The organism is Nocardia sp. NPDC058633 (assembly GCF_042717045.1).
In the GTDB taxonomy this organism is placed as follows: Bacteria; Actinomycetota; Actinomycetes; order Mycobacteriales; family Mycobacteriaceae; genus Nocardia.
On the sequence record NZ_JBHXRA010000024.1, the window covers coordinates 16,631 to 40,049 of the forward strand.

A 23,419-nucleotide genomic window follows, 5' to 3' on the forward strand; every position below is an offset into this window, starting at 1 on the left:
CCTCGAGGAGGGGCCGCCGCGTAGCGGCGGTTCGCGGCGGGTCGCCGGTCAGGTGCCGCGGCGTAGGCGACGAAGGAGCAAGCCGCGGTGCCTGACCGGCGGCCCATCAGGGCCGCGAACTCGAGCGCGCCAGCGCTCCAAAAACACAGGAGCAACTGTGCGTGACATGGTCGAAATCGGTATGGGCAGGGTCGCCCGTCGGACCTATGAGCTCGACGACGTCGATATCGTCCCCTCGCGGCGGACGCGTTCGTCGAAGCTGGTCTCGTTGGCCTGGCAGCTCGACGCCTACCGTTTCGAGATCCCGGTGCTCGCGCATCCCACCGACGCGCTGGTCTCGCCGGAGTTCGCGATCGAGCTGGGTCGCCAGGGCGGTCTCGGTGTGATCAACGGCGAAGGCCTCTGGGCCCGCCACGCCGACGTGCAGTCCAAGATCGACCAGCTGCTCGATCTGGTCGACAAGGGGGGTTACGAAAAGGCCATCTCGCTGCTGCAGGAACTGCATGCCGCGCCGATGCAGCCCGACCTCCTCGCTGCCGCGGTCGCGCAGGTGCGCGCGGCCGGGGTGACCACCTCGGTGCGCGTGAGCCCGCAGAACGCCCGTGCGCTGACTCCCGCGCTGGTGCAGGCCGGCATCGACCTGCTGGTCGTGCAGGGCACCATCATCTCCGCCGAGCACGTCGGTGGGGAGGAGCCGCTCAACCTCAAGACCTTCATCGCCGAACTGGATGTGCCGGTCGTGGCCGGTGGTGTGAGCGATCACCGCACCGCGTTGCACCTGATGCGCACCGGCGCGGCGGGCGTCATCGTCGGCTACGGTTCGTTCCCCGGCGCCACCACCACCGGCGAGGTGCTCGGCATCGGTGTCCCGATGGCCACCGCGATCGCCGATGCCGCCGCGGCCCGTCGCGATTACCTCGACGAGACCGGCGGCCGGTATGTGCACGTGATCGCCGACGGTGACGTGGCCACCTCGGGTCAGCTGGCCAAGGCCATCGCCTGCGGCGCCGACGCCGTGATGCTGGGTGTGCCGCTGTCGGCGTCGGCCGAGGCGCCCGGTCGGGGCTGGTACTGGCCTTCGGCCACCGCGCACCCCTCGGTGCCGCGTGGTTCGTTCCTGCCGGTCGACGAGGCCTGGCTGGACGGCCCCGACGGTGCGGTGGCCCGCCCGAGCCTCGAGCGCGTGCTCTACGGCCCCTCCGACGACCCGTTCGGCTCGCTGAACCTGGTCGGCGGTCTGCGTCGGTCGATGGCGAAGGCCGGCTACTCCGATCTCAAGGAATTCCAGAAGGTCGGGCTCAGCGTCCGTTGAGAAGCGGTTCCTAACGAACGTGGGTCAGTGAGACCCGATCCCGCAGGAATCGGGAGATCGCGGTGTTGACCGGTTCCGGGTGGGTCATCGTGACGGCGAGGCGGGCGCCATCGATCTCCACGAAGGTGGAGGCGGTGAGCCCGTCGGCCAGCGTGCGGGCCCGATCGCCCCTGATGCCGCTCTGGGTGGCGTGGATGATCAGTGCCGGGCAGGTGATCTCGCGCAGCCGGTCGAGTACCGAATCGCGTCCGAGCAGGCAGCCGACGGCGGCGTCGAGGCCGCTGTGGGCGTCGCCGACCCAGCGTCGGGTCCAGATGTCGCGGTACCAGATGTCGTCGCCGATGAGCCAGTCGGCCAGGCGGCCCGCGGCTTCCTCGCGGGAGCCGCGGTCGTGCCACTCGTCGAGGAATCGCTGGGTGGCGGTGGACTGATCCAGCGTCGGCCCGTGCGCCTCGGTGCTGATCAAGATCAGCGCGGCGACCCGTTCGGGCGCGACCAGCGCGGTCCGCAATGCTGTGAAGCCCCCTTGCGCCGTGCCGCCGATGATCGCGCGTTCGACACCGATCGAGTCGAGCACGGTCAGCGCATCGCGCGCCGCGGTCCAGTAGGTGAACGGCAACCTCTGGTCCCTGGTGCGGCCGTGCCCACGCGCGTCCCAGGCGACAACTCGGAATTCGGGGGCGAGTGCGGCCTGCTGCGAGGCGAACATCGTGCGATCCATGAAGAATTCGTGGGCCAGCAACACCACCGGGCCCGTGCCACCGCTGTCCTCGTAGTAGATGTCTGCATCGATCGCGCGGGCGAATGGCACGAGCAAGAGGATAGCCAGAGCCGCCGCGCCACGCCCAAGAACGGCGCCGCGTCGTGCTCTGTCACTACTGCGCGATGGTCGGTCTCCACTGCGCGTTCGGGCTCCGGCGATGCCCGATGCTTGCTCGCCGTACCCCGTCACTAAACTGTGGCGGTGGCAGATACTCAGAGACCGGTCCTCGTCGTCGACTTCGGCGCGCAGTACGCCCAGCTGATCGCCCGACGGGTGCGTGAGGCGCGGGTGTTCTCCGAGGTGATTCCCCACACGATGACCGTGGAAGAGATCGCCGACAAGCAGCCGTTGGCCGTGATCCTCTCGGGTGGTCCGTCGAGCGTGTATGCCGAGGGCGCACCGCAACTCGACGCGCGCCTGTTCGATCTCGGCATCCCCGTGTTCGGCATCTGCTACGGCTTCCAGGCGATGGCGCAGGCGCTGGGCGGCACCGTCTCGCACACCGGCACCCGCGAATACGGCCGCACCGAGCTGAACATCGACGGCGGCGTGCTGCACGGCGGCCTGCCGACCATCCAGCCGGTGTGGATGTCGCACGGTGACGCGGTGACCGACGCCCCCGAGGGCTTCGAGGTCACCGGCACCACCGCGGGCGCCCCCGTCGCCGCGTTCGAAGATCGCGCGCGGCGCCTGGCCGGCGTGCAGTACCACCCCGAGGTGCTGCATTCCCCGCACGGCCAGCAGGTGCTCAGCCGCTTCCTGCACGAGCTCGCCGACATTCCGCCGCAGTGGACCCCGGCCAATATCGCCGAGTCGCTGATCGAGAGCGTGCGCGAGCAGATCGGTGACGGGCATGCCATCTGTGGTCTGTCCGGTGGCGTCGACTCCGCCGTGGCGGCCGCGCTGGTGCAGCGCGCGATCGGTGACCGGCTCACCTGTGTGTTCGTCGACCACGGTCTGCTGCGGGCAGGTGAACGCGAGCAGGTCCAGCACGACTTCGTCGCCGCGACCGGTGCCAAGCTGGTGACCGTCGACGCGGTGGACAAGTTCCTCGGCGAGCTGAAGGGCGTCTCCGATCCCGAGGAGAAGCGCAAGATCATCGGGCGCGAGTTCATCCGCTCCTTCGAGGACGCGGTCGCCGGCATCGTCATCGAAGAGGGTGCGGCCGAAGGCAGTACGCCGAAGGTCGAGTTCCTGGTGCAGGGCACCCTCTACCCGGACGTCGTCGAATCCGGCGGCGGCACCGGCACCGCGAACATCAAGAGCCACCACAATGTCGGCGGCCTGCCCGACGACCTCGAGTTCGACCTGGTCGAGCCGCTGCGCCTGCTGTTCAAGGACGAGGTCCGCGCCGTCGGCCGCGAACTCGGCCTGCCCGAGGAAATCGTTGCGCGCCAGCCTTTCCCGGGTCCGGGTCTGGCTATTCGCATTGTCGGCGAGGTGACCGCCGATCGGCTCGACCTGCTCCGTCAGGCCGACGCCATCGCGCGCGAAGAGCTCACCGCCGCCGGTCTGGACAAGCAGATCTGGCAGTGCCCGGTCGTGCTGCTGGCCGACGTGCGCTCGGTCGGTGTGCAGGGTGACGGCCGCACCTACGGCCACCCGATCGTGCTGCGCCCGGTGTCGAGCGAGGACGCGATGACCGCGGACTGGACCCGGTTGCCCTACGACGTGCTGGAACGGATCTCGACACGGATCACCAACGAGGTGGCCGACGTCAACCGTGTGGTCCTCGACGTGACGAGCAAGCCGCCGGGCACCATCGAGTGGGAGTGAGTTAAGCCGGTCGCGGCGGCGCCGGCTGGGCGAGCAGGAGCCTGCCCAGGAGGAAGCCGCCGGTGTGCGGTCGGTGGATGACCGGTGGCAGGACCTTCGCCAGCCGGGTTTCCGGTTGCTTGTCGGATTCGTCCATGGCCCTTGTCTTCTCGAGTGGTCCGTCAACAGCAATGGCCCGTCACGGTGACGGGCCATTGCTGGTTTCCTGGGTGGTCCTTCGCCTCAGTGGTGTTTGCGGCTCGGGGTGAGCGTGAGCAGCAGGCCGATGACGATGGCCGCGATCACCACGCCCCAGCCGATGGGGAGGATGCCGCCCTCGGTGGGGGTGGGTGCGCCCACCAGCGCCCAGACACTCACCGCGAGGGCGATCAGTCCGATGGTCAGCAGGGAGAATGCCGGTCGGCGTCGGGTCTCGACGCTGTCGTGCTCAGCCACGGGTCACCTCCACGTCGCCCAGGTGCATCTTGATCTTCAGGTCGAGAACCGGCGCGCCAGGGGTGCTCGGTCCACTCAGCCCCTCCACGCAGGTCGAATCGGCTACGCGGATGTCACATGTCGTGTTCACTGTCATCCCTTCGGGCAGGTGCACTTTCGTGTCACCGATGTTCACCGCGACTTCGACACTGCGGGACTCGGTCAGGGTCAGACCACGCAGATCCAGCGTGCCCGAACCGATGTCGAGGGCATAGCGCGGCTTCAGGTCGGTCACCGTGGTCGGTGCCCAGACACGGTCGCCGACCTCGCCACTGTTCTCGAAATCGATCGGTCCGAGCAGTGAGGCCAGCACCACGAATCCGGCCAGCGGGGCGGTGAGGACCAGCAGTCCGTATCCGCGTCGCAGGAACGCGCCGACGACGAGGCCGAGGCCGACCACGGCCAAGGCGAAGGCCGCGATCCGCGCGGGAGTCATCCATTCCACGCCCGATGCCGCCGCGGCCCCTGCCAGCGCCGCGGCGAGGATCGCCAGGCCGATGGTGACCGGGGTCAGTCGGGAGCGTGGACGTCTCGGCGCGGGTTGTGGTGGCGCGACGGGTGCGTAGTGGGGCGCCGCCTGGGGAAGTTCCCAGGCCAGCGGTGCTACGGCGAGCGGGTCCCAGCCGTTGGGCACCTGTGCGTTGATCCGAGGAGGTTCCGGTGCGGGGGAGATGGTTCCGGGGAGAGGCTTGTGTAGAACCGCGGTGGTCTCCTCGGCGGCGCGAACCTCGACGACCTCCGATCTCGGGCTGTCCGCACGCTTGCCGAGGTCGACGGGCGCGGCCGAATCGTCGACCGGAACCTGATCCGCCTCTTCTGGCCCGGGCTCGCTGGATTCCGCCGGTGTCTCAGTGATCCGTTCGGTGTCGACCGAATCCGCGGTGGTGTCACCTGTTTCGGCGATGTCCTTGCGCAGGACGACGGTCTCGGTGGAGTCGACACGCAGCAACGGGGTGGATTCCGCTGTGGCGGTGCGGTTTTCCTGCCGGGCGAGCACCGTCGTCGCCGGATCGGGGACGTAGGCGTCGGGGAGTTTGGTGTAGGGCGTGTACATCCCCGTCGGCGGTACCTCCGGGTTGTACGGATAGCCGCGCACCGGAACACCGGTGGGGTAGCCGGCACCCGGGTAGCCCGTGGTGCCGTCGAGGGGCGCGCGGTAGGCGTCGAACCCCGAGGGCAGCTCGGGGTGACGCAGATACAGCATCCACCAACCGGCGAGCATCAGCCCCAGGCTGAACACCCCGCCCCCGCCCATCCCCAACCCGATCGGCCCCATGGTCGACACGGCGATGGCCAGCGCGACGATCAACACGATCGTCTTGGTCTGCGAATGTGAGCCGCGCTCGTGCGAGGTCAACGCCTGCGCCGCCGACACTTCGTTGCCCGCCGAACTCAGTACCAACCAGGCCAGCAGGTACAGCAGGATTCCGGCCCCACCGAAGATCGTCGACACGACGAAAGCCACTCGAAGCAGCACCGGGTCGACCCCGTACCGCAATCCGAACCCCGCCGCCACGCCGGCGATCGGCCCTTGCCGAGGCAGCCGGACGGGCCGGGTATGCCACATCTGGTGAACCTGGTCGGCAAAGCTCGTTCTGCTCATGCCATCCATGGTGGGCCGCGCCGCCCCTTTCGCGCATCGGGGGTAACCCTGAGAATTTCCCGGGTTCAGGTCGAGCGGCCGCTCAGCGCCGGATCGCCGACATCGGAGGCGAGATCAGGGACTTACCTGATGTCGGCACCCCGTCCCGCGTGCCACTATCGAGAGCATGGATCCGTCTGTTCCCGCTCGCGACGCCACCCAGGGGTACCCCCACGGGTACGGCAGTGTCCCTGGGAACAACGCCACCCGACACCCGGTCGGCCCGAACTCCGCCCCCGGCTATCCGCCCACGGGCAACGGCGCCACCGGTGCGGGCGCCTATCGAGCGGCAGCCGTGGGGGCTGTGAACGGATATCGACCGGGCAGATCGGCGAGGCCTGTCGAGGGGCCGGGGGCCGCGGCGAATCCGCGATTCGGCGGGCACCGGCTGCGTGGTCCGCACGGTTTCGTCGCGCGCGCGTTCGGGGGTGAGCCGGTGGTCTACGGGTCGCCGCAGCAATACCTGCCGCCGCCGCAGTACCGATCTGCGCCGGGGTACACCCAGTATCCGGGCGCACCGCAGGGCTACGGCGTCCCGCGCGGCTATCGGCCCATGCTGCCCGCTCCCGTTCCCGTGCCGAGCGGTCCGCCCGTGCCGGAGACCCCGCGACTGGTCCGGCGGACCGGTGGCCGGGTGGTCGGTGGGGTCGCGGGTGGCCTGGCCGATCATCTCGGTGTCGACGTGATCAAGGTGCGGCTGGCGTTCGTGCTGCTGTCCGCGCTCGTCGGTGCGGGCCTGGTGGCGTACGGGCTGTTGTGGATCTTCACTCCCGCAGGCGCGGATGCCGCCAAACCGACCGGAGACGAACGCAGGCAGGCGATCGGGCTGGCCTTGCTGGGCCTCGGGCTCGCGGTGACGGTGGGGTGGCTGTTCCAGGGGACCGCGGCGAAGGTGATCGCGCCGATCGTGGTGGTCGCGGTCGGCGCCGCGCTGGTGTGGCGCGAATACGACGTCGCCGCGCCGGGGCCACGGGCCCTGTTCGGGCTGCCCGCGCGGCCCTCGGTGGTCACCTGGTCACGGATCGTGGCCGGGGCGACGCTGATCGTGGTCGGGCTCGGTGTGGTGGTGCTGGCCAGGATCGATCTGAGTTCGCTCGGGTCGGCGTTGATCGCGGTGGCGGTCACCCTGGTCGGCGCCGGTCTGCTGACGGTGCCGCTGTGGCTGCGCATGGTCCGCGCGCTCAATGCCGAGCGCGGCGCCCGCATTCGCAACGAGGAACGCGAGGAGATCGCCTCGCACCTGCACGATTCGGTGCTGCAGACGCTCGCGCTGATCCAGCGCCAGGCCGAAGATCCCCACGAGGTGCTTCGCCTGGCCCGCAGCCAGGAACGCGAACTGCGCAAATGGCTCTTCGACGACACCGCGCCCGCCCAGTCCAGCCTGGCCACCGCACTGCGCACCATCGCGGGTGAGGTGGAGGACCAGCACGGTGTGAAGGTCACCCCGGTCATCGTCGGCGATGTCGCGATGGACCCCGGCGACACCGGCGCGGGCCTGCCCAAGGAACATTTCACCGCCCTGCTCGGCGCCACCCGCGAGGCGCTGGTCAACGCCGCCAAGCACGCCGATGTGCCCGAGATCGACCTGTTCGCCGAAACCGAACCCCACCAGGTGAGCATCTTCGTGCGCGATCGCGGCGCCGGTTTCGACGTGTCGGCGGTGGCTGCCGATCGGCGCGGGGTGGCCAAGTCGATCTGCGCCAGAATCGAGCGCCGCGGCGGCACCGCCGAGATCGACTCGACCGTCGGACGTGGCACCGAGGTGCGGATCGTCATGCCGCGCACCGACTCCGGGACCTCCGAGCCGGACCAGGACGTGACAGCGGAGGCGGACCCGGTCGACTCCGAGCGCCCCGACGCCGACCGGCCCGCGGCCGACCCCGCCGTCGACGCGCCGACCGCTCGACCCGATGACCGCGCGTCGACGCGGGACCATCCGGCCGATCACTGAGCGCGCGTGATCGCAGGCGGAGCCGAGCCGATTTCGACGCCAGGACACCGCGGTGTGGTACCGATGACAGCAGGTCGATCGCGACGGTTCGAATGAGGAGTTTTCAGTGGGTGTTCGGGTGTTCCTGGTCGACGATCATGCGGTCTTCCGGTCGGGGGTGCGGGCGGAGTTGAGCCGGGAGGCCGATATGGAGGTCGTCGGTGAGGCGGGGGCGGTGGCCGAGGCGATCGTGGGGATCGACGCGGCGAAGCCGGACGTGGTGTTGCTGGATGTGCACATGCCCGATGGTGGCGGGGTGGCGGTGCTGAGCGGGATCGCGCAGGGGCCGGTGTGCTTGGCGCTGAGCGTGTCCGACGCGGCCGAGGACGTGATCGCGGTGATCCGGGCGGGTGCGCGCGGGTATGTCACCAAAACGATTTCCGGTGCCGAGCTGGCCGACGGTATTCGCCGGGTCGCGGGTGGGGACGCGGTGTTCAGTCCACGGTTGGCCGGTTTCGTGCTCGACTCGTTCACCGGACGCTCGCCGGTTCCCGAGCCGCCACTCGATCCTGAACTGGACTCGCTCACACCGCGCGAGTTGGAGGTGCTGCGCTTGCTGGCGCGCGGTTACACCTACCGGGAGATCGCCGAGTCGTTGTTCATCTCGGTGAAGACCGTCGAGACGCACGCGTCGAATGTGCTTCGCAAGACCCAGCAGTCCAACCGCAACGCGCTGACCCGCTGGGCGCACCGGCGCCGGATCGAATGATCACATCACGGCGATGATGATCGCGATCAGGATGACCAGGCCGATCAGCACGCCCGCGCCGATGGCGAGGGGAGCGCCGTTGGGGAGGTTGTCGATGAAGCTGCCGCCGCGCTGCTGGGGTGCGGCGGCGGTGGCGGCGAGCGGGGCGCGGTGCGGGCGCGGGAGGGGGGCGGCGTTGGCGCTGCGCAGGCCGCTGGCGGAGTTGCGGGTGGACCAGGCGGGGATGGTGCTGTCCTCGGTGCGCAGCGGCACACCGAGGATGTAGGCGCCGGTGCCGGGGCCGAAGGCGGCGGTGAGGATTTCGTCGCGGGCCTCGGCCATGGTCGGGCGACGCTGGGGAGCGGGCTCGAGCATGTGCAGCAGGGGCTGGGTGAGGATGCCACTGCGGGCGGGCGGGATGATCCGGCCCATGGCGGCCGCGGCGACGACGTCGTGCTCGTCGGAGTCGAAACCGAACGGCGGCTGGCCCTCCAGCGCGGTGTAGAGGGTGGCGCCGAGGGAGAACACGTCGCTGGCCTCGGTGGGCTGGGCACCACGCGCGACCTCGGGCGGGAGGTAGGCGGGGGTGCCGGTGATCACACCGTCGGGTTCGTCACCGGGGGTGTCGCCTGCCCCGCGCGAGATGCCGAAGTCGCTGAGTTTGGCCAGGCCCACACTGTTGCCACGATCGGCGACGAGGATGTTGCCCGGCTTGATATCGCGGTGCACGATGCCCGCGGCGTGCGCGGCGGCGAGCGCGTCGGCCACCTGAGCGCCGATCTGGGCGACCTCGACCGCGGGCAGCGTGTCGACCAGCGCGAGCGCCTTGGCCAGGCTGCGCGAGGGTAAGTACTCCATGACGAGCCACGGCTCGCCCGCCTCGATCACCACGTCGTGCACGGCCACGGCGTGCACGTGCGACAGCTTGGCGGCCACGCGGCCCTCGTGCACGATGCTGCTGCGGATTCGCTCGGCCTCGGCCGCGCTCAATCCCGCGGTGGACAGCACCTGCTTGATCGCGACCTCCCGGTTCAGCAACCGATCGGTCGCGAGCCAGACCGCACCCATGCCACCCCCGCCCAGCTTGGACTGCAGGCGGTAGCGACCCGCGACCAGGTAGTCGGGGCCGATATGGGGACGAGCACGTTCGGTCACGGGTGCGAGGGTAGTCGAATATGGCGCTGACTGGCCGAGATCTTCGCGGTGCTTCGCGGTGGAGATGGGAAGGGGGCGGGTGTCGCGCCGATCGCTATCGAACGTATATTCGAATACGATCGATAGCTGAAACGGTGCTGCTGTTTCGGCGCAGGGCGGTTCTCCGCTCGCGGGTCCATCGTGGAAGTAGGTGGTGTTGATGGGTTCGGAAGCATTGTCGCCCGATCGGGGCGCACGGGAGCACACGCTCGACGAGCTGCGCAGGCGGATGGCCGCGGTACCGGGCCGAGGCGAATCCGCCACCGGTCATATACCGCGTGATCAGCCATTACGCCGCGATCTGCTGCCGGTGCCGCCGCCGCTCGCAGACCTACTGCCCGACGGTGGTCTGCCCAAAGGCGCGGTGGTGGCCTACACCGGCGCGCACTCCCTGCTGACCGGGCTGCTCGCCGCGGTCACCGGAAACGGTGGTCACGCCGCGGTCGTCGGTCTGCCGCGGCTCGGTTTGCTGGCCGCCGCCGAGATGGGCGCCGAGCTGTCCCGGTTGGCCGTGATCCCCGACCCCGGCTCCGACCCCGCCGAGGTGGCCGCGGTCCTGCTCGACGGCCTCGACCTGGTGGTCCTCGGTCTGGGCGGGCTCGCCGTCCCGCCCGCCCGCTGTCGCGTGCTCGCCGCCCGTGCCCGCAACCGCGGCGCAACCCTGGTCGTCGCGGGCGAATGGGCCAACCCGACCCTGCGCCTGGACTCCCGTGTCACCGGCTACCGCGGCCTCGGCCCCGGACGCGGTCGCCTGCGCTCGGTCTGCCTCGACGTGCGCGTCAGCGCCAAGGCGGGCCAGACCCGCCACGGCCGCATGGACCTGTGCGCCCAGGTCGGCCGCACCGAATGGTTGCCTCGCGACACCGCCGACCGCGCAACCGAAGTCACCGCGCTACACGAAGCTGTGTCGTGACCGTCCGGTGGTGCCGCCGTGACGCGCGCTGATCGGGTACTGGCGGTGTGGTGCCTGGACTGGCCCGCGGTGGCGGCGGCCGCGGTGGAGGGGGTGTCGGCGGCGCGGCCGATCGCGGTGTTGCGGGGGAATTCGGTGGTGGCGTGTTCGGCGATCGCGCGGGCCGAGGGGGTGCGGCGGGGGATGCGGCGCCGCGATGCGCAGGGGCGTTGTCCGGAACTCGTTGTCGTGCAGGATGATCCGGACCGCGACGGGCGGTTGTTCGAACCGGTGGTGGGGGCTGTCGATGCGACGGTGCCGGGCGTGGAGGTGTTGCGTCCGGGTCTCGTCGTGCTCGGAGCACGCGGGGCCGCACGGTATTTCGGTTCGGAGGAGGCCGCGGTGGTGCGGTTGATCGATGCGGTCGCCGCGGCGGGAGCCGAGGCGCAGATCGGGATCGCCGACACTCTGTCGACGGCGGTGATCGCGGCCAGGCGCGGGGCGATCGTGGCGCCGGGGCAGGGTGCGCGGTACCTCGCCTCGCTGCCGGTCTCGGAACTCGCGGTGGAACCGAGCCTGGCCGCTCCCGAGCGCAAAGACCTGGTAGACCTGTTGCGGCGCTTGGGCTTACGCCGCATCGGCGATTTCGCGCGCCTGTCCGCCGCCGAAGTGGCCTCCCGGTTCGGCGCCGACGCCGTGCTCGCCCATCGCACCGCGCGGGCGCTGCCGGAACGCCCGCCGTCGGCGCGCCGTCCCGCCCCGGAACTGACCGTCGAGCTGGCCTGCGATCCGCCCATCGACCGGGTCGACGCGGCGGCGTTCGCGGGCAGGCAACTGTCCACCCGACTGCACGCGGTGCTGTCGGCGGCGGGCGTGGCCTGCACCCGGCTCGCCGTGACCGCGCGCACCGAGGCGGGCGAGGAGCTGACCAGGATCTGGCGCTGCGCGCGCCCGCTCACCCCCGCCGACACCGCCGATCGCGTCCGCTGGCAACTCGACGGCTGGCTCACTCGTCGCGCTCGCCCCACCGGCCCGATCGTCGCGCTCACCCTGGAACCGGTCGAGGTGGTGGCCGCCGGTGCCCTGCAACTGGGTCTGTGGGGCGGCGAGGGCGAGGAGACCGAACGGGCCCGGCGCGCCCTGGTCCGCGTGCAGGGACTGCTCGGCGGCGAAGCGGTCCGCATCGGTGTGCTCAGCGGCGGACGCGGCCCCGCCGAACGCATCACCATGATCGCCCTCGGCGACGAACTGACCCCCGCCGCCGACCCCACCCAGCCCTGGCCCGGCCGCCTCCCCGAACCCGCCCCCACCCTGCTCCTGCTGCACCGCCCGGTCGTGCACCTGACCGCGGCCGACGGCGCCCCCGTTCTGGTCACCGACCGCGGCCTGTTCACCGCTACCCCCACCCGCCTGCGCTGGGGTCGCAAGCAGTGGGCGCTGCTGGGCTGGGCGGGCCCGTGGCCGATCACCGAACGATGGTGGTCCACCGCCGAACCCACCTCCCTGGCCGTGCGCGTCCAAGTCCAACTCGACGCCGAACCCACCGAAATCCGCGCCGTCCTGCTCGTCTACGACGCGACGCTGTGGCACGCCGAGGGCGTCTACGAGTAACCGCCGAACCGCTGTCAGCTCGGGTTCGGTGGTACGGCCGTCGTCGTTCGGCGCGGTGCGACCCGACCTCCGGACCGCGCGACGCTGCGATCGGGGCAGTACCGGTGTGGGGTGGGCATCGACTCGGTCCGCGCGCTCGGTTCTAGAGTGAAACGACGCCTGTCCGGGAACCCGGAGGGCTCGGTCGCGGGAGGAGCGCTGTGAACCCATTCGAGGGCATGTTGTGTACGGCGGCCGCTGCCGACATCCCGCTTCTCGGTACCGCGGGGCACTTCACCGGATGGCTGTGTATCGAGCATCCCGGTGCGTGGGGCGGCGATGTGATCGGTGACGAGGTGCTCGGTCCGGAGATCACCGCCGAACTGGCGGCGCGTACATCGGCGGCGCGGGTTCGGCCGACGCTGATCCGCCGCCCCGGCCGCAACGAGTTCACCGGTACCCGCACCGTGCTGCTGGCCAGTTCGCGGCCCGAGGGTTCCTGGTGTGAGCGGTTCGAGATCACCGACTTGCGCCAGCTCTTCGACATAGACCTGCATCTCGTGGACGGACCGGCTCCGGGAATCGGTGTGCGGGTCGACGATCCGGTGGTCCTGGTCTGCGCCCACGGCAAACGCGACCAGTGCTGTGCCCTGTTGGGCCGCCCGATCGCCGCCGCCCTGGCCGCCGAGTATCCGGGCCGGGCCTGGGAGGCCTCCCACACCGGTGGTCACCGCTTCGCCCCCGCGGTCGTCCTGCTTCCCTCCGGCCTCACCTACGGTCGCCTCGACGCCCCCGCCGCCAAGGCGATGCTCGACGCGGCCGACGTCGACGAGGTCTCCCTGACCGGTCTTCGCGGCCGTAGCTGCTACCCCCCGATCTCCCAGCTCGCCGAAGTGGCTGTGCGCGAACGGATTCCGGCCGGCGCCACCGATCTCACCGTCCATCCCGACCCGGCCCCCACCCACGACCCGACCCTGGCGGGCGCCGCCGTCGTCACCCACCGCGACGGTCGCCGCTGGCGCGTCACCGCCCGCTCCGTTCCCGCCGCCCCTCGCCAAGCCAGCTGCGGCGCCGCGCCCAAACCGGCCACCTATCTGGAACCCGCTGCTGTGGAACAACTCTGCGAGCCGTCCACTGTCCAGTCCGAACGGTCTGCCGACCGCTGACGGAAGCGATCAGGCGGGGTCGCCGGATGGCCGACGGCGTCGGTGGACTATCGGAACTGCGGCGCAGTGGCTCTCCCGCGCGTCGCCGGTCGGCCCTAGCGTCGATTCCATGATCGACATCCGCGAAATCGGCAAGGATGAAACCGAGCTGGCAGGCCCTGCCCTACTTGAGCTTCGCCCACGGTGGGAGACGGCAGCCCTGCTGACCGAGTTCGTCGACACCGAACTGCGCCCTGCGGGCTACCGGCTGGTCGGGATCTTCGAATCAGGTTCTCCCACAGCGCTCTCGGTGGCAGGGTTTCGCGAATCGCACTCCACCGCCTGGGGCCACCACCTCTACGTCGACGACGTCTCCACCCTGCCCGCGGTGCGCGGTCGAGGCCACGCCGACCGCCTGCTCGACTGGCTCACCGCCGAGGCCCGTCGCTTGCACTGCACGGCGATCCATCTGGACTCCGGCGTCGGCCCCACCCGAGCCGCCGCCCACCGCCTCTACATGCGCCACCATCTGACCATCACCGCCCACCACTTCACCCTCGACGTGCGGTGAATCGCGCGCGAACCTGCGGGCCGAATCCGCGGAAGCGGGAGCTGAGCCGAACCGTCATCGGGTGAATGGGCCTTCCCGATGACGTCGGGTCACCAGTGCGTGCCGGGTACCCAGCGAGCCGCGCGGCGCAGGGCGGTGCCGGTGACCTTGCGGGCAGCCGAGGGAGTCTTCGGGTTCGTCGGCGCCACCACTTCGGTGACTTCGGCCGATTCCCCTTTGGCGGCAGGGGAATCGGGCAACGCGCGGTAGTAGCGGTGCAGGATGCGGTCGCGGAACTTGGGGGTGAGGATGCCGCCGTATTCGGCGAGGGTGCCGAGGGGGACGTCGATGCGTTTGGGGCGCTCGGCGAGGGCGCGCACGATCGTGCCCGCGGCCCACTCGGGGGATTCGGAGGGTCCCTGATCGCCGCTGGGGGCGATCATCGGGGTGCGTACCAACGGCATGTGGATGGTGGTGAAAGTGACTCCGTCGGCGAGGGTTTCGACAGCGGCGACCTCGGTGAACTTGTCCAGGGCGGCCTTGCTGGCGAGGTAGGCGGCGAACCGAGGGGTGGCCACCTGCACACCGGCACTGGAGATGTTGACGATGTGGCCGAAACCGCGTTCGCGCATCTGTGGCAGCAGCGCCAACGTCATCCGCAGCGCGCCGAAGTAGTTCACCGCCATGGTGCGTTCGAAGTCGTGCAGGCGGTCGGTGGAGCGGTGGATGGCGCGGCGGATGGAGCGGCCCGCGTTGTTGACCAGCATGTCGACGTGGCCGTGCTGCTCGAGAATGGCCTTGACGGCCGCATCCACGGAGTCGGAATCGGTGACATCGCACGGGTAGCCGTAGGCCTGTCCGCCCGCGTCGACGATCTCGGTGACCACCGCGGCCAGTTCGTCGGCGCGGCGCGCGAGCAGCAGGACTACGCCGCCCTTGTCGGCGACCGCCAGCGCGGCGGCGCGTCCGATCCCGGACGACGCACCGGTGATCACGACATGCCTGCCGGTGAGATCGCGCCGCTTACGACGCTGTTCACCTGGAGAAACCTGAGACATTACTGCTCCTTTGCAGCTCGTTCCCTACGAACTTACTCCAAAGTAAGTTCCGGAGCCAGGCCCCGCGAAGAACTCGAAAATATGTTCGAATGCCTCTCGCCAATATTCGAACGTATGTGCGATACTGGTGCGCATGGCGGACGATCGGATGGCGGACATCTATGCCGCGGTGCGGCTCGGCGGTGGCGACCCTGATGCGGCGCGCGCGGCGCTGACCAGGCTGTGGAGTGAGATAGGGGAAGGTGGCGAGCCGTTGCATCGCTGTGTGGTGGCGCACCACCTGGCAGATGTGCAGGAGTTGCCGGAAGGAGCGCTGCTGTGGGATCAGCGAGCGCTGGCCGCGGTGTTCGGGCCGGGCATTCCGTTGGACGAGGGGCTGCGCGGGTTCCTGCCCTCGCTGTACCTGAACCTGGCCGACAGTCATCGCCGCGTCGGTGACTTCGAGATGGCGCGGATGCAGTTGGCCATCGCGCGCGGGCACCTGGACGTGCTCGCCAACGATGCCTACGGCGCGGTGATCCGCTCGGGTCTCGGGCATGTGGAGGCCGCGCTGGAATCGCGGTCGATGGAGCGCTTGCCCGCTCATTGAGTTGTCCGGCAAGGAAAACGGAAAGGGAGCTGTGATGCGGGGGTCGTGAGAGGAGCGGGTGCGTGGGCTGGAACCATGGACCACCGACCTGGTGGGAGCTGGAACGGGTGCTCTCGGGCAAGCCGAGCGGCAGGCCCGCCGAAGACATGCATCCGGGCGACGGCGGCGACAGCCCGGCCTGGTCGCGCAAGCGCGGCGAGTACCGCGCCGGCGAGCTCGACCGGCCGACCTGCCCGACGGTGCCCTACGCGGAACTGCACGCCCACTCCGCCTACAGCTTTCTCGACGGCGCGAGTCAGCCGGAGGAACTGGTGGAGGAGGCGGTGCGGCTCGGGCTGGAAGCGCTCGCGCTCACCGACCACAACGGGTTCTACGGGACCGTCCGGTTCGCCGAGGCGGCCAGGGAATGGGGAATGCCAACGGTTTTCGGTGCCGAACTGTCACTGGGAACCGATGCGAAGGCGGCGCCGGGCCGAGGGGATGCGGTCCGGCGCCGTTCTGTACCTCGGGGGGGCTCGCGGGTGAGCGATCCGCAGCACGCGAGTGCTGCGGTCGTGTCGGGGCGTGGGCACGCGCATGCCCCCGATTCGGTGCCGCGCACCGGCTTCCCCGACCCGCACGGCCCGCACCTGTTGGTCTTGGCCAGAGGCCAGGAGGGGTATCGGCGGCTTTCTCGGGAGATGGCGGCGGCGCACATGGCCGCGGGGGAGAAGGGTGTGCTGCGCTACGACCTCGACACGCTCGCCGCGGCGGCGGGCGGGCACTGGCACATTCTCACCGGCTGCCGAAAAGGTCATCTGCGCACCGCACTCGAACACGATCTGCGCGGCGGCGATATCCGATTACCGAAAGCCGAAGCGGCGCTGCGTGATCTGATCGAACGATTCGGTGCCGACCGGGTGAGCGTGGAACTCACCCACCACGGCATCGCCACCGACGACGAGCGCAACGCGCTGCTGATCGCGGTGGCCGATCGCCTCGATGTTCCCGTCCTCGCCACCACCGGCGCCCATTTCGCCTCGCCTGCCCAACGTCGGCGGGCGATGGCACTGGCCGCGATCCGCTCCAGGAGCAGTCTCGACGAGATGGCGGGCTGGCTCGCCCCCACCGGCGGCGCGCACCTGCGCTCGGGCGCGGAGATGGCGCACCTGTTCGCCGAGCATCCGCACGCGGTGGCGAACGCGGCCGCACTGGCTCGCGAATGCGCGTTCGACCTGGGGCTGATCGCGCCGAAGCTGCCCCCGTTCGAGGTGCCCGCCGGCCATGACGAGAACTCGTGGTTGCGCCGCCTGTCCTACGCGGGAGCCGCGCGACGATACGGTCCACCCGAGCGAAATGTCGAGGCGTATCGGCAGATCGACCACGAGTTGGCCGTGATCGAGGAGCTGAACTTTCCCGGCTACTTCCTGGTGGTGCACGACATCGTGCAGTTCTGTAAGGACAACGACATCCTGTGCCAGGGCCGGGGTTCGGCCGCCAACTCCGCGGTCTGCTACGCCATCGGCATCACCAATGTCGACCCGGTGGGCAACAAACTGCTGTTCGAACGGTTCCTGTCGCCCGAGCGGGACGGGCCGCCCGACATCGATGTCGACATCGAGTCCGACCGCCGCGAGGAAGCCATCCAGCACGTCTACGCCGAATACGGTCGCGACTACGCCGCGCAGGTGGCCAACGTGATCACCTACCGCGGCAAGTCCTCGGTCCGCGATGCCGCCCGAGCGCTCGGCTTCTCACCGGGACAGCAGGACGCGTGGAGCAAACAGGTGAGTCGCTGGTCGGGGGTGGCGGGCGAGACGGGCACCGATATTCCGGACGCCGTGCTCGAACTCGCCGGTGAACTCGACGGGCTGCCACGGCATCTGGGCATCCACTCCGGCGGCATGGTGATCTGTGATCGGCCGATCGCCGACGTGTGCCCGGTGGAGTGGGCGCGGATGGCGGGGCGCAGCGTGCTGCAGTGGGACAAAGACGATTGCGCCGCGGTGGGTTTGGTGAAGTTCGATCTGCTCGGCCTCGGCATGCTCTCGGCGCTGCACTACATGATCGACCTGGTGCGCGAGCACAAGGGCGAGACGGTGGAACTCCACGCGCTCGACCTCACCGAAGCCGGCGTCTACGAGATGCTGCAGCGCGCCGACTCGATCGGGGTGTTCCAGGTGGAGTCGCGCGCGCAGATGGCGACGCTGCCCCGGCTCAAGCCGCGCACCTTCTACGACCTGGTCGTCGAGGTGGCGCTGATCCGGCCCGGCCCGATTCAGGGCGGCTCTGTGCACCCCTACATTCGCAGGAGAAACGGCCAGGAGCCGGTGGTCTTCGATCATCCGTCGCTGGAGCGCTCACTCGAACGCACGCTCGGCATTCCGCTGTTCCAGGAGCAGTTGATGCAGATGGCGGTCGATGTCGCCGGTTTCAGTGCGGCCGAGGCGGATCAGCTGCGGCGGGCGATGGGGTCGAAGCGGTCACCGGAGAAGATGGCCAGGTTGAAGGAGCGGTTCTATCAGGGCATGCGCGACCTGCACGGCATCACCGACGAGGTCGCCGACCGGATCTACGAAAAACTTTATGCCTTCGCCAATTTCGGCTTTCCGGAAAGCCATTCGCAGAGTTTCGCCTCGATCGTGTTCTATTCGTCGTGGTTCAAGCTGCACCATCCGGCCGCGTTCTGTGCCGGGTTGTTGCGCGCGCAGCCGATGGGTTTCTACTCACCGCAGTCGCTGGTCGCCGACGCCCGACGCCACGGGGTGCGCGTGCACGGCCCCGATATCAACCTCGGCCGTGCCGAACCCACCCTCGAGAACTCGGGCACCGAGATCCGGCTCGGCCTGTCGGGCGTGCGCCACATCGGCACCGAGCTGGCCGACCGCATCGTCGCCGACCGCGCCGAGCACGGCCCCTTCACCTCGATGCTCGACCTCACCGGCCGCGTGGAACTCACTGTCGCCCAAGCGGAATCACTCGCGACCGCCGGTGCGCTGGACGCCCTCGTCGATACCGAACCGCAGGTGAACCACGCTTCCGCCGACCGAACTGCCGCAGCTGCGCGGGCCCGTACGCGGGCTGCGGCTGGTGCGACCGCGGATACGCCGGAGCGGGATTCACGTGGCAGCAGCGTGCGCAGGGCGGCGCTGTGGGCGGCGGGCGCGGCGGCCGTGGAACGGACCGACCGCCTGCCCGGCACCGGCCCGGCGACCACCGCCCCGGCTCTGCCCGGCATGAGCGCACTCGAACTCGCCGCCGCCGATGTCTGGGCCACCGGCATCTCGCCCGGCACCTATCCCACCGAATTCCTGCGCGCCCACCTGAATTCGCTCGGCGTGGTGCCTGCCTGCGACCTCCTGCTCGTCGAGGACGGCGCTCGCATCCTGGTGGCAGGCGCTGTCACCCACCGCCAGCGCCCCGCCACCGCCGCGGGTGTCACCTTCCTCAACCTCGAAGACGAAACCGGCATGGTCAACGTCGTCTGCTCGGTCGGCCTGTGGACCCGCTACCGGCGCCTCGCCCAGAGCGCCACCGCCCTGCTCGTCCGCGGCCGCATCCAGAACGCCGAGGGCGCCGCCAGCCTGGTCGCCGACCACCTCGAACACCTGGACCTGACCATCGTCGCCCGCTCCCGCGACTTCCGCTGACCAGCGGCCACGTCATCGCCGGGCTACCCCGGCCGACCTTCCCACACCGGATCACCGGCGCCGCTCCGACTTCGAACACGAGTCACCGCCCCGCCCACGCACTACGCTGCGCACTATGCGCAAGCTTGCCGTGGTGATGATCGCCTTGCTCGGACTCCTTTTCCTGGCGGGGTGCGGTGGCGAGGCCGGCGAGGACCACGCCGGCCGGGCGTCCGCGCCGACCGTCGAGGGCCCTGCCGCCGCCGTGGCGCCCGGATTCCGTGAGGGCGCCCCGCAGAAGGACAGTCCGGCGCCGACGGAGCAGTCGAACCGCAAAGAGGTGATCACCGGGTCGGTGGATGTCACCTCGACGGACCCGATCGACGCCGCCGCGACCGTCACCGAGCAGGTCGCTGCCCTCGACGGCCGGATCGACAGCCGCACCGAACAACCCGGCACCGACAAGCGCACCGCTCGCGCCGTGCTCAGCGTTCGGGTGCCCGCCGACAAGACCGACGCGTTCATCACCGGCCTCGGCGGGGTGGGCACCGTCACCCGGATCAGTACCGATCGCGACGACGTCACCATGCAGTGGCAGGACCTCGACGCCCGTATCCGCGCCCTGCAAGCCTCCGTCGACCGGCTCAAAGCGCTGATCGCGGGCGCCACCAACACCGCCGACCTGATCGCCGCCGAGGAGGCGCTGTCGAGCAGGCAGGGCGAACTCGACAGCCTCACCGCGCAGAAGCGCAGTCTCGACGATCAGGTCGCGCTGTCGACGCTGACCATCACCCTCACCGCCGACGACAAGAACGCACCCGGCGATCCGGACAATTTCTGGGACGGCATCGTCGCGGGCTGGCATTCGCTGATCGACTGGTTGCAGGACGCGATCGTCTTCGTCGGCAAGGCCCTCCCGTGGCTCGGCTTCCTCGCCGTCATCGGCGCGGTGGTGTACGCCGCACTGCGACTGCTGCGCAGGCGCCGCACCGGCATACATACGACCGCCGCATCGGCGACCACGACCCCGCCGCCCGCTGCACCGGCAACGACCGCACCGGCAACCGCTGCGCCCGCAACCGCTGCGCCCGCAACCGCTGCGCCCGGAGCCGCCGCGTCCGGCACGACCGAACCGACAGCGCCCGAAAAGGAGACCCCCGGTGCCCACAGTGCGGGCGACGATCAAACCGAACAGCCGTAAAGGCCCCCTCGTCGAGACCGCCGAAGACGGCACCCTCACCCTCTACGTCCGAGCCCCGGCCGTAGAGGGCAAGGCGAACAAGGCCGCCATCGAACTACTCGCCGAACACTTCGGCGTCACCAAGTCCGCCGTTCGCCTGACCGCAGGCGCCACCTCACGCTCCAAGCGCTTCGACATCGACTGAGAACCTCGTCAGATGTTCACCAGGCCATCAGGGATTTTCGCTCTCGGGCGATGCCGCCATGGTGGCCTGGTGATCAAGTGACCGAATAGGTATCCAGCGCGGGCTCTGGGATCAGACCGAGCCTGGAAACCCCAACTGTCGCCAGGCTTCGTACACCGACACTGCCGCCGCGTTCGACAGGTTCATCGAACGCCGCCCCGGCAGCATCGGGATGCGCACCTGCTCGGTGATCCGCGGATCGGCCAGCACGTGCGCGGGCAGCCCGGTGGGCTCGGTGCCGAACAGCAGCGCGTCGTTGTCCTGATAGGCGACATCGGTGAAGCGGGTGGTCGCCTGGGTGGTGAAGGCGAACACGCGCCCCGGCCCGATCGCCGCGAACGCCGTCGCCAGGTCCGGATGCACGGTCACCACCGCGAGGTCGTGATAGTCCAGCCCAGCCCGTCGCAGCTTGGACTCCGACAGATCGAAGCCGAGCGGTTCGACGAGGTGTAGCGCGCAGCCGGTCCCCGCGGCCAACCGGATCGCATTGCCGGTATTGGGCGGAATCACGGGCTCGTGAAAGATCAGGTGCAGCACAGCGGACCACTCTGTCATGCGCCACCCCGTCCGCGCGCAGGCGGTATCTGGAACAATCGGGCTCGTGAACGAGGCGGAGACGACCGGCAAGCACCGGGTCGCGCGGTTGAGCGCGGGGGAGCAGTACCTGCGCAGTCATCTGCCGATGACCGTGGTGACCGCGCTGATCGTGATCGCGGTCGGCTTCGTCGCGTGGGATCGGTGGCGTCGCGGCGCGCTGATCTTCGGCAGCGCGGCGCTGGTGGCCGCCGCGTTCCGGCTGTGCCTGCCCACCGTGCAGGTGGGGTTGCTCGCCGTGCGCAGCCGCCCGTTCGACGTGGCCGCGCTCACCGCGCTCGGCAGCTCCATCGTGTTCCTGGCCGCCACCATCAACACTCTCGGCGTCAGCTGAACAAGGCCGGCCGCGCCATCGACGCGTCCGGTCCCTCGATCATGTTGTCGTTCAGGCAGTTTCGGTGACGGAGTCCCATATGCTCCGCACACCCTGGCTGCCGTAGAGCTCGCGGGCATCGCGCGGAGTGATCGTCGAGAGGTTCTCGGGTGGAGCCGAACGGGCGTGCGCGGCGAAGATCTGCCCGGTCATCGGCGCGATGAACGGCGCCGCGTGGATCAGCACCCAGTTGTCCCGGCGCGCGGCGACCCAGGCGATCACCTTCGCGGGGATGCGAACCGACACATCGACCAGGCGCGGCAGGTCGAACCGGCCGAGCTTGCGCATCCACCTCGGCAGGGTGGGAATCGTCGCCAGTGACAGCAGCCTGGCACCGATCGCGAACGCCCAGCCCTTGTTCGGCGGTGTCCACAGCAGGTAGTGCATGGCCTGCACCGCCCGCTCGGTGACGCACAACTGTGGTCGGACCCGTGCGAAGTAGGCACGCACTTGTTCGCGATTGCGCGGCACATCCGACGGTTTGCAGGTCTGTAGTTCGGCGGCGATCACGCACTCGGCCCAGTACCGATCCTCCTCGGCCGGGCTCAACGGGCCCGGCCCGTACATCTCGTAGGCCTTGAGCACCGAATGCCACCCGGTGACGTGGATCCACAGCTGTGCGTCGGGGCTGTTGGCGCTGTAGCGCTTGCCGCTGACCGGTTCGATGCCTGTCATCGGCGCGTGCACCTTCGTCAGGTGTTCGGAGGCCTGGATGGCGGTGCGGCCGTCACCGAGCGCGACCAGCACGAAGTAGGCCAGCGTGTGATCCAGCCGGACCGCGGGGTTGTCGTAGATCCCCTGCGAATCGGCGACCGCGGCGGTCAGGAACGGATCGAAATGCTCGAGGGTGACGGCGCGCTGGAAGCCGATCAGCGCGGTCGGCGACCCCCACACCTTCCAGCTGGGAGAGCCCGGCCCGAAGAAGCCGTAGTCGTCGCGGCGCAGGGTGGACGGATCGAAAGCCATTGCACATGCTCCTTTGCAGTGCCGAGGCAGCACCTCGAAATTGAATACAACACGACCGTAGCAATGACGTGCGGATAATACAACGGCTGCGTAGGATTTGTGTGAACGGGTCTGCGGCGAGGTACCCTCCAGGAGGGAAAGGCAGGTGGGGCGTGTGACCGCGACACGGGATCAACGACCGCGACGCCGCTATGCCCCGCGCCTGCCGCCGCGGGAGCGGCGCGCGCAACTGCTCGACGCCGCGTTCGCGGTGCTGGGCCGGATGGAACTGCACGAATTGAGCATGGAAGCCGTCGCGCAGGAGGCCGGTGTCGGAAAACCGGTGCTGTACACCGTGTTCAAGACCCGTGCCGAACTCGTCGAAGCGCTGCTGGAACGTGAACGGGAACGCGGACTCGAGCAGATCGCCGACACGCTGCCGCAGGACCTGCTCGACACCGATCCGCTGGCCGCCGCCTCGGCGACGGTCGAAGCGTTCGTCGGTGTGGCACTGGAGAATCCGACCCGCTGGCGACTGATCCTGGCCACGCCCGCCAGTGCCCCCGACGAATACCGTGCGGCCCTACGGGCTTCGCGCACCGACATCCTCGAGCGTGCGGAATCGCTGGTCCGCATGGGCATTTCGCTGTCGCCACGCTGGTCGGACATGGATGCCCCACTGCTCGCGAACTCCACCCTCACCGTCGCCGAGATGCTCGGCCGACTGGCCGTGAGCGAGCCGGGAGAGTATCCGCGGGAACGGCTTCAGGCCTACGTTCGCTCGATCGTCACCCTGCTGACCGGGCCGTGAC

General features: G+C 69.7%; 22 protein-coding genes. 14 read left to right on the plus strand and 8 right to left on the minus strand.

Annotation, left to right across the window (positions count from 1 at the left end; all coding sequences use genetic code 11):
• The first annotated feature begins 157 nt into the window (after window positions 1–157).
• Window positions 158–1,312 carry a GuaB3 family IMP dehydrogenase-related protein gene (locus ACFWUR_RS26750; protein WP_378910451.1) on the plus strand — a complete coding sequence of 385 codons (1,155 nt, stop codon included), beginning with the start codon at window positions 158–160 and terminating at the stop codon, window positions 1,310–1,312.
• Between the two features lie 10 nt (window positions 1,313–1,322).
• On the opposite strand, the gene ACFWUR_RS26755 is transcribed toward ACFWUR_RS26750, so the two are convergent.
• Window positions 1,323–2,123 (minus strand): alpha/beta fold hydrolase, encoded by an 801-nt coding sequence (locus tag ACFWUR_RS26755; protein ID WP_378910453.1) that lies wholly within the window; start codon window positions 2,121–2,123, stop codon window positions 1,323–1,325.
• Window positions 2,124–2,276: 153 nt separating this feature from the next.
• Here ACFWUR_RS26755 and guaA point away from each other — a divergent pair, with 153 nt between their 5' ends.
• Window positions 2,277–3,851, plus strand: coding sequence for a glutamine-hydrolyzing GMP synthase (gene guaA, locus ACFWUR_RS26760; protein ID WP_378910454.1), 1,575 nt, complete (start codon window positions 2,277–2,279; stop codon window positions 3,849–3,851).
• 1 nt (window position 3,852) lies between these two features.
• On the opposite strand, the gene ACFWUR_RS26765 is transcribed toward guaA, so the two are convergent.
• The 3 genes from ACFWUR_RS26765 to ACFWUR_RS26775 form a co-directional block, all read right to left on the minus strand.
• Window positions 3,853–3,987: a hypothetical protein gene (locus ACFWUR_RS26765; RefSeq protein ID WP_378910455.1), complete on the minus strand. Its 135-nt coding sequence runs from the start codon at window positions 3,985–3,987 to the stop codon at window positions 3,853–3,855.
• Between the two features lie 86 nt (window positions 3,988–4,073).
• Window positions 4,074–4,286, minus strand: coding sequence for a hypothetical protein (locus ACFWUR_RS26770; protein WP_378910457.1), 213 nt, complete (start codon window positions 4,284–4,286; stop codon window positions 4,074–4,076).
• Window positions 4,279–5,928, minus strand: coding sequence for a PspC domain-containing protein (locus ACFWUR_RS26775; protein ID WP_378910458.1), 1,650 nt, complete (start codon window positions 5,926–5,928; stop codon window positions 4,279–4,281). Before ACFWUR_RS26775 ends, ACFWUR_RS26770 begins: the two co-directional genes overlap by 8 nt.
• Window positions 5,929–6,520: 592 nt before the next feature.
• On the opposite strand from ACFWUR_RS26775, the gene ACFWUR_RS26780 reads away from it, so the two are divergent.
• Together ACFWUR_RS26780 and ACFWUR_RS26785 are read left to right on the plus strand one after the other, a co-directional pair.
• Complete coding sequence (locus tag ACFWUR_RS26780; protein ID WP_378910534.1) at window positions 6,521–7,918, plus strand: PspC domain-containing protein; 1,398 nt, start codon at window positions 6,521–6,523, stop codon at window positions 7,916–7,918.
• Window positions 7,919–8,024: 106 nt separating this feature from the next.
• The gene (locus tag ACFWUR_RS26785; RefSeq protein ID WP_378910460.1) at window positions 8,025–8,666 is read left to right on the plus strand and encodes a response regulator; all 642 of its coding nucleotides are present in this window, start codon (window positions 8,025–8,027) and stop codon (window positions 8,664–8,666) included.
• Here ACFWUR_RS26785 and ACFWUR_RS26790 read toward each other — a convergent pair whose 3' ends face one another.
• Entirely contained in the window at window positions 8,667–9,800 is a 1,134-nt protein-coding gene (locus ACFWUR_RS26790; protein WP_378910462.1) for a serine/threonine-protein kinase, read from the minus strand.
• Between the two features lie 199 nt (window positions 9,801–9,999).
• Here ACFWUR_RS26790 and ACFWUR_RS26795 point away from each other — a divergent pair, with 199 nt between their 5' ends.
• From ACFWUR_RS26795 to ACFWUR_RS26810, 4 genes are all read left to right on the plus strand, one after another.
• Window positions 10,000–10,752 (plus strand): hypothetical protein, encoded by a 753-nt coding sequence (locus ACFWUR_RS26795; RefSeq protein WP_378910463.1) that lies wholly within the window; start codon window positions 10,000–10,002, stop codon window positions 10,750–10,752.
• Window positions 10,753–10,770: 18 nt separating this feature from the next.
• The gene (locus ACFWUR_RS26800) at window positions 10,771–12,342 is read left to right on the plus strand and encodes a DNA polymerase Y family protein (protein ID WP_378910465.1); all 1,572 of its coding nucleotides are present in this window, start codon (window positions 10,771–10,773) and stop codon (window positions 12,340–12,342) included.
• 218 nt (window positions 12,343–12,560) lie between these two features.
• A complete protein-coding gene (locus ACFWUR_RS26805; RefSeq protein WP_378910536.1) occupies window positions 12,561–13,487 on the plus strand; it encodes a sucrase ferredoxin in 927 nt (308 codons plus the stop codon).
• A 109-nt stretch (window positions 13,488–13,596) separates the two neighbouring features.
• Window positions 13,597–14,037: a GNAT family N-acetyltransferase gene (locus ACFWUR_RS26810; protein WP_378910467.1), complete on the plus strand. Its 441-nt coding sequence runs from the start codon at window positions 13,597–13,599 to the stop codon at window positions 14,035–14,037.
• A gap of 89 nt (window positions 14,038–14,126) precedes the next feature.
• On the opposite strand, the gene ACFWUR_RS26815 is transcribed toward ACFWUR_RS26810, so the two are convergent.
• Complete coding sequence (locus ACFWUR_RS26815) at window positions 14,127–15,074, minus strand: SDR family NAD(P)-dependent oxidoreductase (protein ID WP_378910468.1); 948 nt, start codon at window positions 15,072–15,074, stop codon at window positions 14,127–14,129.
• A 133-nt stretch (window positions 15,075–15,207) separates the two neighbouring features.
• On the opposite strand from ACFWUR_RS26815, the gene ACFWUR_RS26820 reads away from it, so the two are divergent.
• The 4 genes from ACFWUR_RS26820 to ACFWUR_RS26835 all read left to right on the plus strand — a co-directional run bounded on the left by ACFWUR_RS26820 (window position 15,208) and on the right by ACFWUR_RS26835 (window position 20,656).
• Window positions 15,208–15,663 carry a hypothetical protein gene (locus tag ACFWUR_RS26820; RefSeq protein ID WP_378910470.1) on the plus strand — a complete coding sequence of 152 codons (456 nt, stop codon included), beginning with the start codon at window positions 15,208–15,210 and terminating at the stop codon, window positions 15,661–15,663.
• Between the two features lie 62 nt (window positions 15,664–15,725).
• Complete coding sequence (locus ACFWUR_RS26825) at window positions 15,726–19,292, plus strand: error-prone DNA polymerase (protein ID WP_378910471.1); 3,567 nt, start codon at window positions 15,726–15,728, stop codon at window positions 19,290–19,292.
• Window positions 19,293–19,407: 115 nt separating this feature from the next.
• On the plus strand, window positions 19,408–20,472 hold the full coding sequence (locus ACFWUR_RS26830; protein WP_378910473.1) for a DUF4349 domain-containing protein: 1,065 nt from the start codon (window positions 19,408–19,410) through the stop codon (window positions 20,470–20,472).
• The gene (locus tag ACFWUR_RS26835; RefSeq protein WP_378910474.1) at window positions 20,432–20,656 is read left to right on the plus strand and encodes a DUF167 domain-containing protein; all 225 of its coding nucleotides are present in this window, start codon (window positions 20,432–20,434) and stop codon (window positions 20,654–20,656) included. Before ACFWUR_RS26830 ends, ACFWUR_RS26835 begins: the two co-directional genes overlap by 41 nt.
• Window positions 20,657–20,767: 111 nt before the next feature.
• Here ACFWUR_RS26835 and ACFWUR_RS26840 read toward each other — a convergent pair whose 3' ends face one another.
• Window positions 20,768–21,250, minus strand: a complete 483-nt coding sequence (locus tag ACFWUR_RS26840) for a tRNA (cytidine(34)-2'-O)-methyltransferase (RefSeq protein ID WP_378910475.1) — start codon at window positions 21,248–21,250, stop codon at window positions 20,768–20,770.
• Between the two features lie 46 nt (window positions 21,251–21,296).
• On the opposite strand from ACFWUR_RS26840, the gene ACFWUR_RS26845 reads away from it, so the two are divergent.
• Window positions 21,297–21,623, plus strand: a complete 327-nt coding sequence (locus ACFWUR_RS26845) for a DUF3017 domain-containing protein (protein WP_378910476.1) — start codon at window positions 21,297–21,299, stop codon at window positions 21,621–21,623.
• 51 nt (window positions 21,624–21,674) lie between these two features.
• Here ACFWUR_RS26845 and ACFWUR_RS26850 read toward each other — a convergent pair whose 3' ends face one another.
• Window positions 21,675–22,628, minus strand: coding sequence for an oxygenase MpaB family protein (locus ACFWUR_RS26850; protein WP_378910477.1), 954 nt, complete (start codon window positions 22,626–22,628; stop codon window positions 21,675–21,677).
• A gap of 154 nt (window positions 22,629–22,782) precedes the next feature.
• Here ACFWUR_RS26850 and ACFWUR_RS26855 point away from each other — a divergent pair, with 154 nt between their 5' ends.
• On the plus strand, window positions 22,783–23,418 hold the full coding sequence (locus ACFWUR_RS26855; protein ID WP_378910478.1) for a TetR/AcrR family transcriptional regulator: 636 nt from the start codon (window positions 22,783–22,785) through the stop codon (window positions 23,416–23,418).
• The last annotated feature ends 1 nt before the right edge of the window (window position 23,419 follow it).